General features: G+C 67.7%; 14 protein-coding genes and 1 pseudogene. 6 read left to right on the top strand and 9 right to left on the bottom strand.

Annotated features, from left to right (window positions below; genetic code table 11):
* Positions 1-63 precede the first annotated feature (63 nt).
* Together mshB and AWC08_RS34675 are read left to right on the top strand one after the other, a co-directional pair.
* Positions 64-963, top strand: a complete 900-nt coding sequence (gene mshB / locus AWC08_RS34680; protein ID WP_069434842.1) for an N-acetyl-1-D-myo-inositol-2-amino-2-deoxy-alpha-D-glucopyranoside deacetylase — start codon at positions 64-66, stop codon at positions 961-963.
* A gap of 102 nt (positions 964-1,065) precedes the next feature.
* Positions 1,066-1,527, top strand: a complete 462-nt coding sequence (locus AWC08_RS34675; RefSeq protein ID WP_065134552.1) for a hypothetical protein — start codon at positions 1,066-1,068, stop codon at positions 1,525-1,527.
* Between the two features lie 6 nt (positions 1,528-1,533).
* On the opposite strand, the gene AWC08_RS39340 is transcribed toward AWC08_RS34675, so the two are convergent.
* A complete protein-coding gene (locus tag AWC08_RS39340; RefSeq protein ID WP_065134553.1) occupies positions 1,534-2,412 on the bottom strand; it encodes a PE family protein in 879 nt (292 codons plus the stop codon).
* A 271-nt stretch (positions 2,413-2,683) separates the two neighbouring features.
* On the opposite strand from AWC08_RS39340, the gene AWC08_RS34665 reads away from it, so the two are divergent.
* A complete protein-coding gene (locus AWC08_RS34665; protein WP_085088831.1) occupies positions 2,684-5,257 on the top strand; it encodes a bifunctional FO biosynthesis protein CofGH in 2,574 nt (857 codons plus the stop codon).
* Positions 5,258-5,724: 467 nt separating this feature from the next.
* Here the strand turns inward: AWC08_RS34665 and AWC08_RS34655 are convergent, their stop codons facing one another.
* The 3 genes from AWC08_RS34655 to AWC08_RS34645 form a co-directional block, all read right to left on the bottom strand.
* Complete coding sequence (locus tag AWC08_RS34655; protein ID WP_065134555.1) at positions 5,725-6,057, bottom strand: hemophore-related protein; 333 nt, start codon at positions 6,055-6,057, stop codon at positions 5,725-5,727.
* Between the two features lie 214 nt (positions 6,058-6,271).
* On the bottom strand, positions 6,272-8,308 hold the full coding sequence (locus AWC08_RS34650; RefSeq protein WP_069434832.1) for an NADPH-dependent 2,4-dienoyl-CoA reductase: 2,037 nt from the start codon (positions 8,306-8,308) through the stop codon (positions 6,272-6,274).
* Entirely contained in the window at positions 8,305-8,877 is a 573-nt protein-coding gene (locus tag AWC08_RS34645) for a PadR family transcriptional regulator (protein WP_069434831.1), read from the bottom strand. Before AWC08_RS34645 ends, AWC08_RS34650 begins: the two co-directional genes overlap by 4 nt.
* A gap of 190 nt (positions 8,878-9,067) precedes the next feature.
* On the opposite strand from AWC08_RS34645, the gene fdxA reads away from it, so the two are divergent.
* The 3 genes from fdxA to AWC08_RS34630 all read left to right on the top strand — a co-directional run bounded on the left by fdxA (position 9,068) and on the right by AWC08_RS34630 (position 11,986).
* Positions 9,068-9,394 (top strand): ferredoxin, encoded by a 327-nt coding sequence (fdxA, locus tag AWC08_RS34640; RefSeq protein ID WP_065134557.1) that lies wholly within the window; start codon positions 9,068-9,070, stop codon positions 9,392-9,394.
* A 20-nt stretch (positions 9,395-9,414) separates the two neighbouring features.
* Complete coding sequence (gene dapC / locus AWC08_RS34635; protein ID WP_069434830.1) at positions 9,415-10,500, top strand: succinyldiaminopimelate transaminase; 1,086 nt, start codon at positions 9,415-9,417, stop codon at positions 10,498-10,500.
* Between the two features lie 220 nt (positions 10,501-10,720).
* The gene (locus tag AWC08_RS34630) at positions 10,721-11,986 is read left to right on the top strand and encodes an alpha/beta hydrolase (RefSeq protein ID WP_065134559.1); all 1,266 of its coding nucleotides are present in this window, start codon (positions 10,721-10,723) and stop codon (positions 11,984-11,986) included.
* Here AWC08_RS34630 and AWC08_RS34625 read toward each other — a convergent pair whose 3' ends face one another.
* The 5 genes and pseudogenes from AWC08_RS34625 to stf0 all read right to left on the bottom strand — a co-directional run bounded on the left by AWC08_RS34625 (position 11,987) and on the right by stf0 (position 16,863).
* Positions 11,987-12,277, bottom strand: a complete 291-nt coding sequence (locus tag AWC08_RS34625; RefSeq protein WP_069434829.1) for a CDGP domain-containing protein — start codon at positions 12,275-12,277, stop codon at positions 11,987-11,989.
* A gap of 185 nt (positions 12,278-12,462) precedes the next feature.
* Positions 12,463-13,073: pseudogene (locus tag AWC08_RS34620) on the bottom strand (putative sulfate exporter family transporter); the annotation flags it as partial.
* Positions 13,074-13,241: 168 nt separating this feature from the next.
* A complete protein-coding gene (gene cysC, locus AWC08_RS34615; RefSeq protein WP_065134561.1) occupies positions 13,242-15,149 on the bottom strand; it encodes an adenylyl-sulfate kinase in 1,908 nt (635 codons plus the stop codon).
* Entirely contained in the window at positions 15,149-16,111 is a 963-nt protein-coding gene (cysD, locus tag AWC08_RS34610; RefSeq protein ID WP_276077505.1) for a sulfate adenylyltransferase subunit CysD, read from the bottom strand. Before cysD ends, cysC begins: the two co-directional genes overlap by 1 nt.
* On the bottom strand, positions 16,060-16,863 hold the full coding sequence (gene stf0, locus AWC08_RS34605) for a trehalose 2-sulfotransferase (protein WP_069434827.1): 804 nt from the start codon (positions 16,861-16,863) through the stop codon (positions 16,060-16,062). The genes cysD and stf0 overlap by 52 nt, the downstream gene beginning before the upstream one ends.
* Between the last annotated feature and the right edge of the window lie 95 nt (positions 16,864-16,958).

Here is a 16,958-nt window from a genome sequence, read left to right as displayed (position 1 = left end):
CGTTCCTATCGTTCACTAAAGGCGACTTTTCGGTTGCCGGGCGGTCGGCGGTAGGGTTCGTCCATGCCTGAAACGCCGCGGCTGATGTTCGTCCATGCACATCCCGACGACGAAAGCCTCGCCAACGGCGCCACCATCGCCCACTACACCGCACGCGGTGCGCAGGTCCACGTGGTGACCTGCACGCTCGGTGAGGAAGGGGAGGTGGTCGGGGATCGGTGGGCCCAACTCGCCGTCGACCATGCCGATCAACTCGGCGGTTATCGCATCAGCGAGCTCAGCCGGGCTTTGCACGCACTGGGCGTCAGTGGCCCCGTTTACCTTGGCGGAGCGGGGCGTTGGCGTGACTCCGGCATGGCCGGGACGGAGCCGCGCGGCCGGCGCCGATTCGTCGATGCCGACGAAGGCGAAGCCGTCGGCGCCCTCGTGGCGCTGATCCGCGAGCTGCGCCCGCACGTGGTGGTGACCTACGACCCCAACGGCGGCTATGGCCACCCGGACCACATCCGCACGCACGCCGTCACCACCGCGGCGGTGGCCGCCGCCGGCAGCTCGGACGATTTCCCAGGCGAGCCGTGGCCGGTGCCGAAGTTCTACTGGACCGTCCTGGCCCGCAACGCCATGGCTGCCGGCCTGCGCGCACTGGTCCCCGAAGACCTGCGGCCGGAGTGGACGCTGCCGCCGGAGGACATTCCGTTCACCTTCCTCGATGACGACATCAACGCCGTTGTCGAGGCGGGTGCGGACGCGCACGCGGCCAAGGTTGCCGCCCTTGCGGCACATGCCACGCAACTCACCGTCGGCGCGACCGGACGGGCTTGCGCCCTGTCGAATAACCTTGCACTGCCTATCCTCTCGCACGAGCACTACATTCTGGTGGCGGGTGCGGCCGGGGAGCGCGACGAGCGTGGCTGGGAGACGGATTTGCTTGCCGGTCTGGGCATCACCGGCTCGGGCAATTAGGCTTTGACTCAGGCCGCCTCGAAAGGAAGAGGAAGGAACGCGCATGGACCCCGACCTGGACCCGAATCTGCAGCACTGGCAGGACCGACTCGACAGTATGCAGTGGGTACTCGGCTCGATCCTCTCGCAGATCGACAGCGTCCCAACCTGACCGACACCCAGCCACGCGTCGTCACGGGGGAGGAGACCGGCGCGACAGATCCGGCGATCCGGTTTGTTGTCTTGGCGCTGCTGGCCGTCGACGGGGTGCTTTCCGCCCTGGCCGGGGCGCTGCTATTGCCGTCCTATATCGGGTCGATGCCCTTTCCGATCAGCGCATTGATCAGTGGTCTGGTCAACGCCGCTCTGGTCTGGGCCGCGAGCCGGTGGACCACCTCACCCCGTATGGCCGCACTGCCGTTGTGGACCTGGCTGCTCACGGTGGCGGTGGCGAGCCTGGGTGGACCCGGTGGTGACATCATCCTCGGCGGTCAGGGCGTCATGGCGTACGCGGCCCTGCTGCTGATCGTGCTGGGTGTCGCGCCACCGGTATGGGTGCTGTGGCGGCGCCGAGCCCACCCCTGACCGGAGTTACGGGAAGAATGGCGGCAACGGCGGCAGCGGCGGCAAGAAGCTCCGGATCCAGTACCACTCCGTGTACAGGAATTGGTTGATCGACGCCGACGTCGCCGACCAGAAATTGGCCAGGCCCTGACTGAAGGTGATCGTTCCGGCCAGCCAGTCAAGCGTGTTGAACAGCCCGGCCTGCACCATGGGCTCGAAGAGGTAGTACAGGAAATTGATCTGCGGCGCCAGAATCCCCACGTATGGCAGCCAACCCGCGGCGTATGCGGCCAAATTGAAGCCGTATTGGACGTAGGGCTCGGCGAAATTGTAGAAGTTCTCGATCGCGGTGGCCCAGGACACGGGTATCACCGCCGCGGGCGCCGCCTCGGCGGCCAACGGGCCCGCGAGCGCGCGGGTGGCGGTCAGGCCGCCGAGTCCGCCGGTTGGCGTCAGCCCCAGCACGCTGAGCAGGTTGCCGGCGGGCACACCCTGCAGGGCGCTCTGCACCTGTGTCGCGGCCCTGGCGGCGGCACCGGCCAGGCTGGGAGCAGCCGGCCCGATCAGCGGGTGGCCGAGCAATTGCTGAGCCGGCGCGTTGACGGCGTCGGCCAGGGCCCGCGCTGCCGCGCTCTCGGCGTTGGCGTAGGAAGCGCCACTTGCGCCGAGGGCCTGCACAAACTTGTCGTGGAACGCCGAAATCTGGGTGCTGAGCTGCTGGTATCCCTGGGCGTGCGAGGAAAACAGCGCTGCCACTTGAGCGGAGACCTGATCCGCGGCGGCCGCTACGACGCCGGTGGTGGGCAGCGACGCCGCGGCGTTGGCCGAGCTGATCTCCGAGCCGATGCCGGCGATGCTGGAGGCTGCCGCCTTCAGCGCGTCCGGCGACGCGTGCAGAAATGACATCCCACTCACCCCCTTTGAATATCAGGTTCGGCTTCGCTCGGGCTTGCTCCGCCCGGCGGACAGGCCCCGATTTTATCGTGGTCGCCGCCGGTGGTGGCCCTAGTTGGTGAAATGCGCTTCCAATATGCATGCTGGTCAGTCGCGTGCCGAGCGCCGCCTGCCGCTACTGTTGCGGAAGCGGGAACGGGGATGCCCGGCTGCTCGCGGCGTGGAACGTTCCCACCAGGTGGGACGCGCGGATGAAATCGGAGAACGGGGAAGTTACACCAACGTGCCAGTAACACCGGGGCCACCGGAGCCGACGGTCTTGCCTGCTCCCGTCGTGCCACCCAGAGTCAGTAGCTCGGCGTTGCGCCGGGTGTTGCGCCGGGCCCGGGACGGGGTTGTCCTGAACCTCGACGAGGCCACCGTCGCGCTGTCAGCGCGCGGGGATGACCTGGCCGATCTGTGTGCCAGTGCGGCGCGGGTACGGGACGCGGGCCTGGAATCGGCCGGGCGTCGCGGGGCTACCGGCCGGCTGCCGATCAGCTACTCGCGCAAGGTGTTCCTCCCGGTCACCCATCTGTGCCGGGACAACTGTCACTACTGCACCTTCGTCACGGTTCCCGGCAAGCTGCGTGCCCGCGGCATGGGCATGTACATGGAGCCCGACGAGATCCTCGACGTCGCGCGCCGCGGCGCCGAGCTCGGTTGCAAGGAAGCGCTGTTCACCCTCGGTGACCGTCCCGAGGACCGCTGGCCCCAGGCCCGCGAATGGCTCGACGAGCGCGGCTACGACTCGACGCTGTCCTACGTGCGCGCCATGGCGATCCGGGTGCTCGAAGAGACCGGGTTGCTGCCGCACCTGAACCCCGGCGTCATGACCTGGTCGGAAATGTCCCGGCTCAAGCCGGTGGCGCCGTCGATGGGCATGATGCTGGAGACGACGTCGCGGCGGCTGTTCGAAACCAAGGGGCTGGCCCACTATGGCAGCCCGGACAAAGATCCGGCGGTCCGGTTGCGTGCGCTGACCGACGCCGGCCGGTTGTCCATTCCGTTCACCACTGGGCTGTTGGTGGGCATCGGTGAGACGCTGGCCGAGCGGGCCGACACGTTGCACGCGATTCGCAAGTCGCACAAGGAGTTCGGCCATATTCAGGAAGTGATCGTGCAGAACTTCCGGGCCAAGGAACACACCGCGATGGCCGACGTGCCTGATGCCGGCATCGAGGATTATCTGGCGACGGTGGCAGTGGCCCGGCTGGTGCTCGGACCCGGCATGCGCATCCAGGCGCCGCCGAACCTGGTGTCTCGCGATGAATGTCTGGCGCTGGTGGCGGCAGGTGTCGACGACTGGGGCGGCGTCTCGCCGCTGACGCCCGATCACGTCAATCCCGAGCGGCCGTGGCCGGCACTGGACGACCTGGCGGCAGTCACCGCGCAGGCCGGCTACGACCTGGTGCAGCGGCTGACCGCGCAGCCCAGGTACGTGCAGGCCGGCGCGGCGTGGATCGACCCGCGGGTAGGCGGGCACGTTGTGGCACTTGCGGATCCGGCCACCGGGTTCGCTCGCGACGTCAACCCGGTGGGGATGCCGTGGCAGGAACCCGACGAGGTGGCGTCTTCGGGTCGGGTGGACCTGAACGCCGCGATCGACACCGAAGGCCGCAACACCGAGGCGCGCAGCGACCTCGACAGTGCCTTCGGGGACTGGGAATCCATCCGCTCGCGCGTCCACGAACTGGCCTCGCGCGCACCGGAACGGATCGACACCGATGTGCTCGCCGCGCTGCGCTCGGCGGAACGCGACCCCGGCGGCTGCACCGACGACGAATACCTGGCACTGGCCACCGCGGACGGACCTGCGCTGGAAGCCGTTTGCGCACTTGCTGATTCGCTGCGCCAAGAGGTGGTCGGCGACGATGTGACCTACGTGGTGAACCGCAACATCAACTTCACCAACATTTGCTACACCGGCTGCCGGTTCTGCGCGTTCGCCCAGCGCAAGGGCGATGCCGACGCGTACTCGCTGTCGGCGCAGGAGGTGGCAGACCGCGCCTGGGAGGCGCACGTGGCCGGGGCCACCGAGATCTGCATGCAGGGCGGCATCGACCCGGAGTTGCCGGTGACCGGTTACGCCGATCTGGTGCGGGCGGTCAAGGCCCGGGTGCCCTCGATGCATGTGCACGCCTTCTCCCCGATGGAGATCGCAAACGGTGTGACCAAGAGCGGGTTGAGCATTCGCGAGTGGCTGACCGGGCTGCGCGAGGCTGGACTCGACACCATTCCGGGCACCGCCGCCGAAATCCTCGATGACGAGGTGCGGTGGGTACTCACCAAGGGCAAGTTGCCGACCTCGCTGTGGGTGGAGATCGTGACCACGGCCCACGAGGTGGGCCTGCGGTCGTCGTCGACCATGATGTACGGCCACGTCGACAGCCCGAAGCACTGGGTGGGGCACCTCAATGTGCTGCGCGGCATTCAGGACCGCACCGGCGGGTTCACCGAGTTCGTGCCGTTGCCCTTCGTACACCAGAATTCGCCGCTGTACCTGGCCGGCGCCGCGCGGCCGGGTCCCACTCACCGGGACAACCGGGCGGTGCACGCACTCGCGCGGATCATGCTCCATGGGCGCATCGGGCACATCCAGACCAGCTGGGTGAAGCTCGGGGTGCAGCGCACCCAGGTGATGCTCAACGGCGGCGCCAACGACCTGGGCGGCACCCTGATGGAAGAAACGATTTCGCGGATGGCCGGTTCCGAGCACGGCTCGGCGAAATCAGCGGCCGAACTGGCCGCCATCGCAGAGGGCATTGGCCGCCCGGCGCGCCAGCGAACCACGACCTACGCGACGCTGGCGGCTTAGCCCGACGAACGTGAGCCGTCGCGTTCCGCTTCTGGCAGCTGTGGCCTTCGCGGTGTTGTTCACCAGTTCACTGGTGGTATCGCCGCCGGCCGGCATCGAGAGCAGTGGCGCGGCGCTGGTTTCGCACCTTTCCGGACACGCCGGCGCGGTGCGATTACAGGCCTTGCTGATCGTCCGGGGAACCCTCGCGCTCGCGGTAGTCCTCGGCCGCGCGCGGCCGTCGACGGGACGCGGCGTTCGTGTTCTCACGGTCGGTTCGGCACTCATGCTGGTCGAGATCAGCATCGCTGTCCTGGTTCAGTGCCGGATTGGCGCTACACCCGGCGACCGCAGACCCTGCCATACTCCTGGGCCTCGGCATCGCCGCGTCGTTGCGTTCGGACTGTGCTGCGGAGGCAAAAACGCGAGCGTAACGCCCGCGTGCCCGGAGGGTCACGCCGCGACGTTACGCCCGCGGATCAGAACTCTCAGTAGTTGTTGCAGACGCCGGCGACTTCACTGACGACGCCGATGTACTGCGCGGCCCCAGGCATGGCCTGCAGCTGCGCGGCCATCTGTGCCCGTGCCGGCGGCGGCGACGCCAGGAACCGCTGCAGATAGCTCTGAGCGATCGGCGACGAGTTGAACTGAGCCGCCGCACCCGGGTTGGTCGCGTTCAGCGCGGCGATCACCTGCGGGTAACTACAGGTGGTGTTGACGACTCCGTCAAACGGGTCTGCCGAGGCGACGCCGGCTCCCAGACCCAAAGACATGGCGGCGGCGCCCGCGGCGACACCCATTCCGATAAACGACAGCCTCATATTGTGGACACCTTCCCCAACTATTGCACCGCTAGCTTCAACGGCGACGACATCTGCCCAGCGGTTGCCGTCTGCGGTCAAGGCTACCAGGCCCCCTGGACTTGCTACTACGCAAATTGTTATCGCACGGCGGTGTGCGGATGTAACTATTCCCAGGTCAGAAGCTTGTAAACCGCGGTTTCGCGGTGAGCGAAATCGAAGGCCCGGCCGCCGGTCACAGCCGGGCCGCGAGTTCGGTGCCCTGCCGGATGGCGCTCTTGGCATCGAGCTCGGCAGCTAACGCGGCGCCGCCGATGACGTGGGCGGCCACGCCGACGCGCCGCAGATCGCCCTGTAGGTCACGCACCGACTCCTGGCCCGCACACAGCACCACGTTGTCGACCGGCAGCAGCCGCGGCCCGTTGTTGCCGACGCTGATGTGCAGGCCGTCGTCGCTGATGCGCTCGTAGCTCACCCCGGAGAGCTGGCGGACACCCTTGGCTCGCAGCGATGCCCGGTGCACCCATCCGCTGGTCTTGCCCAGTCGTGTCCCCTGCGGCCCTTTGGTGCGCTGCAACAGATAGACCTCGCGGGCCGGCGGCCCGGGCAACGGAGTGGTCAGGCTGCCCCGCGCCGTGCGACCTTGGCCGGGATCGAGGCCCGGGTCGAGCACACCCCACTCGGCTCTCCAGTCCTTGACGTTCAGTGTCGGCGACTGATCGGTGACCAGCAGCTCGCTGACGTCGAACCCGATGCCGCCGGCGCCGATCACCGCGACCGTTCTGCCGACCGTGCTGACCTCGGTGATTGCCTCGGCATAGGTCAGCACCTTGGGGTGGTCGATCCCTGGAATGCGGGGCCGGCGCGGCAGGACGCCGGTGGCGAGCACGACATCGTCGTATCCGGTGAGGTCAGCGGCGGCGACCCGGGTGTTGAGCCGGACGTCGACGCGGTGTTTGTCGAGCATCGTGGCGAAGTAGCGCAGCGTTTCACCGAACTCCTCCTTTCCGGGGATGCGGCGTGCCAGGTCGAACTGGCCGCCGATGAAGTCGTTCGCGTCGAACAGGGTGACGTGGTGTCCGCGCTGGGCGGCGCCGACCGCGGCGGCGAGTCCGGCCGGGCCGGCTCCCACGACGGCCACCGAGTGGGCCCGGCGCGTCGGCGACAACCTCAACGTCGTCTCGTGTCCGGCCCGAGGATTGAGCAGGCATGACACCGTCTTCTTGGCGAAGGCGTGGTCCAGGCAGGCCTGGTTACAGGCAATGCACGTATTGATCTCGCCTGCCCTGCCAGATCGCGCCTTGAGCACCCAGTCCGGGTCGCTCAACAGCGGTCGCGCCATCGAGATCAGTTGCACACCGGTGTCGGCCAGGATCTGCTCGGCGGCTTGGGGCATGTTGATTCGATTGGACGCCATGACCGGGATGGTGACCCGTTCGGCCACCGCGCTGCTGATGTCGACGAAGCCACTGTTGGGCACTGAGGTGACGATCGTCGGAATCCGCGATTCATGCCAGCCGAACCCGGGGTTGATCAGCGTGGCGCCGGCGGCCTCGACTTCGGTTGCCAGCGCGACAATTTCCTCCCAGCTCTGGCCGTCCTCGACGTAGTCGGCCATCGACATGCGGTAGCAGATGACGAAGTCAGGCCCCACCGCGGCACGGGTTCGGCGCACGATCTCGACCGCGAACCGGCGGCGGTTGGGCGGCGTGCCGCCCCACGAATCGGTGCGTTTGTTGGTGCGCGGCGCCAGGAACTGGTTGATCAGATACCCTTCGCTGCCCATGATCTCGACGCCGTCGTAGCCGGCGTCGGCGGCCAGCTGCGCGCACCGCACGTAATCGGTGATGGTCGATTCGACGCCGCGGCCGGTCAGTGCCCGAGGGCGAAAGGGGTTGATGGGAGCCTTGATTGACGATGCGCTCACCGAAAGTGGGTGGTAGGCGTAGCGTCCCGCGTGCAGGATCTGCAGCAGGATCTTGGCGCCCTCGTCGTGTACCGCCGTGGTGATGCGCCGGTGGCGCCGGGCTTCGGCCGGCGAGACCAGCTGCGCAGCGAACGGCAGCAGCCATCCGGTGCGGTTGGGCGCGTACCCGCCGGTGATGATGAGTCCGACGCCGCCGCGGGCCCGTTCGGCGAAGTACTCGGCGAGCCGATCGGTGTGGCCGGCCCGGTCTTCCAGCCCGGTGTGCATGGAACCCATCGCCACCCGGTTGCGCAGGGTGATACAGCCAAGGTCCAACGGAGACAACAGGTTCGGGTACGACGTCAAGGCTTTGTCTCCTGCAGTGCCCGGGCCACCTCGTCGAGCCACTCGATGGCGCTTTCCTCGGCGCGGATGCCGCCGCGCAATACCAGGTACTGGTGCAGCGCGGCATCGCGCAGTGCGGACGTGTCGGGGAAGGTGCGTCGCTGCAGTCCGCGGTAGGTCTCCAGCGACGCGGCCCGCTCCGCGCGCAACGCGTCGACCTGGGCGCGCAACGCAGCAATGTCGCCGTAGGCCGCCCCGCGCAGTTTGACCGCGATGTCCCGGGTGCTGTTGTCGCTCAAGCCATTACCCCGCCCGGGCCGGGACGGCTGCAGCGGCTCGGCGATCCAGCGCGCCAATTCTTCGCGGCCACGCGCGGAGACGGTGTAGACCCTCTTGTCGGGACGACCGTGCTGGGTCACGATGGTGGCGCGCAACCAGCCCTTGCTCTCCATGTCGCGCAGTGTCCGGTAGATCTGCTGGTGGGTCGCGCTCCAGAAATAGCCGATCGAGCGATCGAAGCGGCGAGCCAATTCGTAGCCGGAACCGGTCTGTTCGCACAGCGAGATGAGGATCGCGTGAGGCAGCGCCACCCCGCGCACCTTAGCTGCGGCGACCGTACCTATGCAACAAGGTTCATAGCGGCGGTCTGTCCCACGGGCGTGCCAATTGCCGGAGTTGTATCTGCGACGTTTAGTATCAGTAACCGAACGCTCACCTTAGAAGCCCCTGGGGTGACGCGCCCCGCAGCCCGTTCATGGAGGACACGTTGAGGAGACGTCCGTGACGTACGTGATTTCCCAGCCTTGCGTCGATATCAAGGACAAGGCTTGCATCGAAGAGTGCCCGGTGGACTGTATCTACGAGGGCGCCCGGATGCTGTACATCCACCCCGACGAATGCGTCGACTGTGGAGCATGTGAACCGGTTTGCCCCGTCGAAGCGATCTACTACGAAGACGACGTGCCCGACCAGTGGAGTCAGTACACCCAGATCAACGCCGACTTCTTCGTCGAGTTGGGCTCGCCGGGGGGTGCGGCGAAGGTCGGTATGACCGAGAACGACCCGCAAGTGGTCAAGGATTTGCCGCCGCAGGGCGAGGACGACTGAGCGCGCGACAGCTACGCCGGGTGTCGGCGTCGCTGCCGGAGTTTCCCTGGGACACGCTGGCCGCGGCGAAGGCCACGGCCGCGGCCCATCCGGACGGCATCGTCGACCTCTCGGTCGGCACCCCGGTGGACCCGGTCGCGCCACTGATCCGCGAGGCGCTGGCGGCCGCCAGTTCGGCGCCGGGATACCCCGCCACCGCCGGCACCGCACGGCTGCGGGAGTCGGCCGTGGCCGCGCTGACCCGCCGATTCGGTGTCACCGGTCTGTCCGAGGCCGCCGTGCTTCCGGTCATCGGCACCAAGGAACTGATCGCGTGGCTGCCGACCCTGCTGGGCTTGGGTGCCGCCGATGTGGTCGTCGTTCCGGAACTGGCGTACCCCACTTACGACGTGGGTGCGCGGCTGGCCGGGACGCAGATAGTGCGGGCGGACTCGCTGACCCAACTCGGGCCGCAATCCCCGGCGCTGATCTATCTCAATTCGCCGAGCAATCCCACGGGCCGGGTGCTGGGCGTCGATCACCTGCGCAAGGTCGTGGGGTGGGCCCGGGAACGCGGCGTGCTGGTGGCCTCCGACGAGTGCTACCTGGGGCTGGCGTGGGATGCCCAACCGTTCTCGGTGCTGCACCCTTCGGTGTGCGACGGCGACCACACCGGGTTGTTGGCGGTGCACTCGCTGTCCAAGACCTCGTCACTGGCCGGCTACCGGGCCGGCTTCGTCGCCGGCGACGCCGATGTGGTCACCGAATTGCTGGCCGTGCGCAAGCATGCCGGGATGATCGTGCCGACCCCGGTGCAGGCCGCGATGGTGGCTGCGCTGGACGACGACGAGCACGAGCAGGTGCAGCGCGAGCGGTATGCGCTGCGCCGCGCCGTGCTGCTGCCGGCGCTGCGGGCCGCAGGTTTTTCGGTGGACCATTCCGAGGCCGGTCTCTATCTGTGGGCCAGCCGTGCCCAGGATTGCCGGGAGACGGTGGGGTGGCTGGCCGACCGCGGCATCCTGGTGGCGCCCGGGGAGTTCTACGGTCCCGCCGGCGCCCGGCACGTCCGTGTCGCGCTGACCGCCACCGACGAACGCATCAACGCCGCCGCCGCCCGCCTGAGCTAGCCTTTCTACCGCGAGCAGACGCGGAAGCGCCCAAAATTCGCCATTTTTGGGGGCTTCCGCGTCTGCTCGGCGAGGAGCGGCACGGCGACGCAGACTCATGACGCCGGGGGTACCGGTGCGGCGGGGGAAACTGGTTGAGAGATGCCCGAGCGGGGCGGTTAGGTTAGTTAAGGAAACCCATCCGGCCGATTGCGGCCGAGGTCGACGGGAGGGGAAGTCGATGAAGCGGATAGCGGCGATATTCGTGGCTTTAGCCGGGGTGTTGTTCGCCGTCAACGGCTACCGCCCGGTGAGCAAGCGGGGGTATTTGGCAGGCCATGCGTTCGGCTACGGCCTGTTCGCGACCGAGCTTCCCGTACCGGCCCTTGCTGCGCAGTTCGCCGCGCTCGCCGCGGTAACTCCTCGGGCGCCTGGCCGCACGCACCTGGTCAGCTGGTTGCTGGCAACGGTGTCCGGACTGGGGCTACTCGGGCTGCACCGGACCGGCCGGTCGGCTGACGAGGCGCTGACCGCTGCCCTGGACGAAGGGCTGGGACCCGACCGGCGCACCGAGGCCGGGGACCTGTGGAAGCGGGCGGCGCCCGACGGCGCCACCGCCAAGAAGCCCGGTCCGGCGCGCATGCTCCGCATCTGGCGGGACTACGCGCACGACGTGGACATCAGCTACGGGGAGTTCGGCTCACGCAACCATCTCGACATCTGGCGGCGGCCCGACCTCGAGCGCGGTGGTCCGGCTCCGGTGCTGTTGCAGGTGCACGGCGGCGCCTGGATGGTGGGCAACAAGCGCGGCCAGGCACATCCGTTGATGAGCCACCTGGCCGAACTCGGGTGGATCTGCGTGTCCGTCAACTACCGGCTCAGCCCGCGTTCGACCTGGCCCGACCAGATCGTCGACGTGAAGCGGGCGATCGCCTGGACGAAGCAGAACATCGCGGAGTACGGCGGCGACCCGGACTGGATCGCCATCACCGGTGGCTCGGCCGGGGGACACCTGTCTTCCCTTGCCGCCCTTACCCCTAACGAGCCGCTGTTCCAGGCCGGCTTCGAAGACGCGGACACCCGGGTCCAGGCCGCGATCCCCTTCTACGGGTTCTACGACTTCACCCGGGACGACGCGGTGCATCCGATGATGCACGCCATGATGGCCAAGCGGGTCTTCAAGCTGGGCCGGCACGAGATTGCCGAGCCCTTCCGGCTCGCCTCACCGATCACCCACATCTCCGAAGACGCGCCGCCGTTCTTCGTCCTGCACGGCACCAACGACTCGCTGATCCCGGTCGAGCAGGCGCGCAGCTTCACCGAGCGGCTGCGTGAGGTCAGCCGGAACCCGGTGGTGTACGCCGAATTGCCCCGGGCACAGCACGCTTTCGACATCTTCGGCTCGGTCCGCGCGGCGCACACCGCGGTGGCCGTCGAGCAGTTCCTGGCCGAGGTCTACCTCCGCGACCGGATGGGGGTTGCGCGGGACGGCCGACGGGTCGGCTAACTAGTCGTCGATGTGCGTCAGTGGGTCGGCGAAGGGGAAATCTCCCGCATTCTGACCGGGACCCATCAGGTCGCAGCGCTTGTCGGGCACCAGATAGGAACTGGCGCCGTTGGGAACCAGACGGGTGACCGCGACGCAGCGTTGCCAGGTGCCGTCGGGCTGCACGGGTCCGTCGCACTTGCTGAGATAGGGGCCTCCGTAGAGGCAGCCGGCGCTAGCCGGCGGCGCCGAAGCGATCAGTCCCCCGGCCGTCAGGATGACAGCCATTCCTCCGACGATGCCGTACCTCATCATGGTTTCTCCCGTCGACGGCCCGGTTGGCTACTACCGACGTTACCGCTGACAAGGCGGTTTGCGCGCTAGCCGCCCACGCCCCAGTGCAGTACGCGCGAGGTGAACAACACCAGCCCCAGCGAGACCGAGGCGACGACGGTCAGACCGATCACCGCGACAACCAAAGGGCGCCAACCGGTTCGGGTGAGCCCGATCGCATGCCCGAGCGGCGGGAGGGCGAACAGCGCGACGGCACCCAGTGCGAGGATGGCGACGATGGCGTAGCTGACGTCGGAGTTGCGGGCCCGGATCGCGCCCTTGGCGGCCACAATGCTTTTTTGAAGGCCGACACCCCGCAGATCGAGGTGCCGATCGCCAGCAACGAGCCCAGCTTGCCGGAGAGCCCGAACGCGTGAGCCGCGGCCAGGATGATGGTCCCCGCGATCAGCATGTCGATCAGGATCTGAACCAGGCTGGCGCCACCCAGTTTCACGATGTCACCGAGCACGAATCGGGAGCCGAGCAGCACGATGCCGATCTTGAGCCAGAATTCGTAGGTCGCCACCCCGGCGCGAAAGACCGGATGCAGTCCGATCGTGTTGGCGATCAGCAACCCGATCAGGATGGCCCACAACACATATTCGATGTCCGGCACGGTCCAGTGTTCGCGTCGGGCCAGGGCGTTCCACCAGATCTGCGCGTACTTGCCGAGTACGCCCGCGGCAACCAGCAAGAGCAGGCCCGGGACGTACTCGAGTGGACGCGCGCCGGTGGCGTCGTCGGATCTCGCCTCGGCCTGGACGCGGGTCACCAGGGAATCCGGGGAAGCACGTCGGCGACCGCGAGTGCCGCGATCACCCCGGCCACCAGAGTGGCCCACCAATCGGCCGGAATCGCAGGCTGCCTGCGGGCCTTACTCATGGCGGAATTGTTGCGCGCCAAGGCCCGTCGACCAAGTGATCGGATCGTGCTGAGTCCAGTGTCAGCGGGGCGGGCGGGGACTGACTTCGTTGAGCAGGCTGATGACCTGCGCGGCGAGTTCGTCGATGTCGGCGTTGGTGGTATCCAGCACCAGGTCGGGGTTTTCCGGTGGCTCGTAGGGCGCGTCGACTCCGGTCAAGCCCTTGAGTTCACCGCTGCGGGCGCGCGCGTAAAGCCCCTTCGGGTCACGCTTTTCGCACTCCGACAGCGAGGTGGCGACGTGCACTTCCAGGAACGGCAACTTGGCGGCTTCGCTGAGCGCGCGGGCGGTTTCGCGGTCCGACTTCAGTGGCGACACCAGCGACGCCAGCGCCACCACACCCGCGTCGGCCAGCAGACGCGTCAAATGCCCTACCCGCCTGATGTTTTCCGTCCGGTCACCGGGGGAGAAGCCGAGGTCGTCGGACAGGCCGTGGCGCAGGTTGTCGCCGTCCAGCAAATAGGCTACCCGGCCCGATTCCACGAGGGCCCGTTCCACGGCCACCGCGACCGTGGACTTGCCGGACGCCGGCAGCCCGGTGAACCAGATCGTCGCTCCCGGCTGGCCGGTAGCGGTCCAGCGGTGCTTGCGGTCCAACGCCGACGGATGCCAACGGATGTCGGTGCGCTGGTGGCTACCCGGCTTCACCTCCCGGGCCTCCACGATGGTGCCGGCGCCGACGGTGTCGTTGGTGGCCTCGTCGATCAGGATGAACGCGCCGCTGTCCCGATTGTCGTCGTAAGGGTCGGCGATCACGACCGAGCTGGTGCGCAGCGTCACGGTACCGATGTCGTTGAGAACCAGCTCAACTGGGCCGTCGAGTTCGTCGAGGGTCTCGGGGTCCAGCCGGGAGTGCAATTCCTGCACGGTGGCCCGCACGCTCTTGGTGGTCTGCTTGAGGGCGAGCCGGTCACCGGCCCGCAGCGGCGAGTCGACGAACCAGCACACGACGGCGTCAAGCTCACGGGCCAGCACCGGCGCAACCGCGTCGTCGGCGCCGCTGATGAACACGTCGCCACGGCCCACGTCGATGTCGTCGGCGAGTTCGATCGAAACCGACAGCGGCGCAACGGCTGTCGTTCGTTCGTCGTCGAGGGTGTCCAATGCGGTGACCGTGGAGCGAGTGCCGGCGGGCAGCGAGATCACCGGGTCGCCCACACTCAGCGTGCCGGCCGCCAGCCGGCCGGTGTAGCGGCGACGCGCCTCGGCGGTGGGCCGTGACACCCACTGCACGGGCAGCCGCAGCCGCGACGCCTCTGCCTGGGGGGCAACGAGGTCCACATTCTCCAGATACTCCAGCAGCGTGGGCCCGGTGTACCACGGCGTGTTTTCCGAATGGTGCACGACGTTGTCGCCGAGCTTGGCGGCCAACGGGATCACCGTCAGGTCGACCTCGCCGAGGCGCGCCGCGACGTGACCCAGCTCTTCCTCTACCTTGGCGAACCCCCGCTGGTCGAAGTCGATGAGGTCGATTTTATTGACGGCGGCGACGAAGTGCTTGATGCCCAACAGCTTTGCGATCCGCGCATGCCTGCGGGTCTGACGCAGCACGCCGGCGCGCGCGTCGACCAGCAGGATCGCCACGTGCGCATTGGAGGCACCGGTGAACATGTTGCGGGTGTAGCGCTCGTGACCGGGGGTGTCGGCCAGAATGTAGCTGCGGTTCTCGGTGGAGAAGAAGCGATAGGCGACGTCGATGGTGATGCCCTGCTCGCGCTCGGCCCGCAGCCCGTCGGACAGCGCCGCCAGGTCGGCAACGCCCTCCTCATCGGTGACCGCCTCCAGGTGGTCCAGCGGCAAGCTGTCGGTGTCGTGCAGCAACCGGCCGATCAGGGTGCTCTTGCCGTCGTCCACCGACCCAGCCGTCGCGATGCGCAGCAACTGCCGCGTCAAGCCCCTGGTCGGTGCGACCTGATCCTGGACGGTCATCAGAAGTACCCCTCTCGCTTGCGGTCTTCCATCGCGGCCGCCGACGTGCGGTCGTCGGCGCGGGTCTCACCGCGCTCGGACACCGTGGCCGCCGAGATCTCGCTGATGACCCGGGTGATGTCGGCGGCCTTGGAACGCACCGCCCCGGTGATGGTGAGGTCGCCGACGGTGCGGTAGCGCACCCACTCCACCGCGGCCGATTCGCCGTCCTGCGGGCCGGCATACTCCGAAACGGCCAGCAGAATGCCGTCGCGCTCGAACACCTCACGTTCGTGGGCGTAGTAAATCGACGGTATCTCAAGGTTTTCCAGCTCGATGTAACGCCAGACGTCGATCTCGGTCCAGTTGCTCAGCGGGAACACCCGGACTTGTTCACCCTTCTTGATCCGGCCGTTGTAGAGGCTCCAGGGCTCCGGTCGCTGGGCACGCGGATCCCACTGGCCGAACTCGTCCCGGAAACTCAGGATCCGTTCCTTGGCGCGGGCGCGTTCCTCATCGCGACGGGCACCGCCGAACGCCGCGTCGAAGCCACCCTCTTCCAGCGCGTCCAGCAACGTGCGGGTCTGGGCACGGTTGCGCGATGCGCTCGGACCGGGATCCGGCACGCGTCCCTTGTCGATCGACTCTTGCACCGACGCGACGATCAGCTTGTGGCCCTGTCCGGTCACCCGGCGGTCGCGGAACTCGATCACCTCGGGGAAATTGTGTCCGGTGTCCACGTGCATCACCGGGAAGGGCAGCGGTAGTGGACGAAAAGCCTTCTCCGCCAGACGAAGTAGCACGATGGAGTCCTTGCCGGCCGAGAACAGCAGGACGGGGCGCTCCAGCTCGGCGACGACCTCGCGGATGATGTGCACCGCCTCGGCTTCGAGCAGACGCAGTTCGTCGACGTGCGTTGTGTCCGTGAGCGTCACGTTGGTAGCCCCTCTCTTTCGGCATCCGCCCGATAGCGGTCCACCCATTCGTCGGAACGCTGGTCGGCTTGGCGCTGCAGCACCGGTTCGGGTGCCAACCGCCGGTCCAGGCCCAGTCGCTCGAGGATGTCACCGACCACTTCAGTCAGGTTGCGCCACAACACGGGATAAGAAATCTCGATCGGTTCGACGTTTTCCTCGGCGAACCAGGCCTGCCAGCCCGCCTCCTGCGCCTGCAGCATCCTGACCACGTACGCGATCGCACCGGCGTGATAGGTGGCCCGCGCATCGCGCACCGGGTCCGGCCTGCCCCGCCACACCCGGGTCTGCACCGCCCGCCAGAACGACACGGCCTGCGACACCACGTCGGGGCGGTGGATGTGAATGAGCAACGGATCCTCACCGACCACGTCGCGGATCGCGGCCAGCAGTCCCTCGCCGGAGCGCTCCTGCAGCCCCGCCACCCGATCCAGCAGCAGCGGCGTCTGGTTCCACATCAGCTTGCCGCCCCACACCCCGTTGGGTGTGCGGCCTACCGTGCGGATGTAGTCACGCCAGATCTCGGCCGGCGCCAGGTCAGGCTTTCCCTCGTCTAATGGATCGAGCAGCGCCAGGATCGACTCGTCCTCAACGTCGGCGAACCACTCGCGTGGCTGCGGAGACTGGCTGGTGGTAGGCAGGTATTGGAAGAACTCCTGAGGCTCGCCGGCCACACCGGTCGCACGCAGCGATTCGACCAGGAGCGTGCTGCCGCTGCGCTGGGATGCCAGCACCAGATACGACGACGGATGATCGGCCACCAACGAAGCCTAACCGCACGCAAATGCGGTGCAACACATGCCGTTACCTTCACCCTGAGAATAACTATTGCGCGGTGGCGCCGAAGCGCGCCTGC

The organism is Mycobacterium gordonae, assembly GCF_002101675.1.
GTDB lineage: Bacteria > Actinomycetota > Actinomycetes > Mycobacteriales > Mycobacteriaceae > Mycobacterium > Mycobacterium gordonae.
This window is presented reverse-complemented; position numbering and strand designations above follow the sequence as displayed.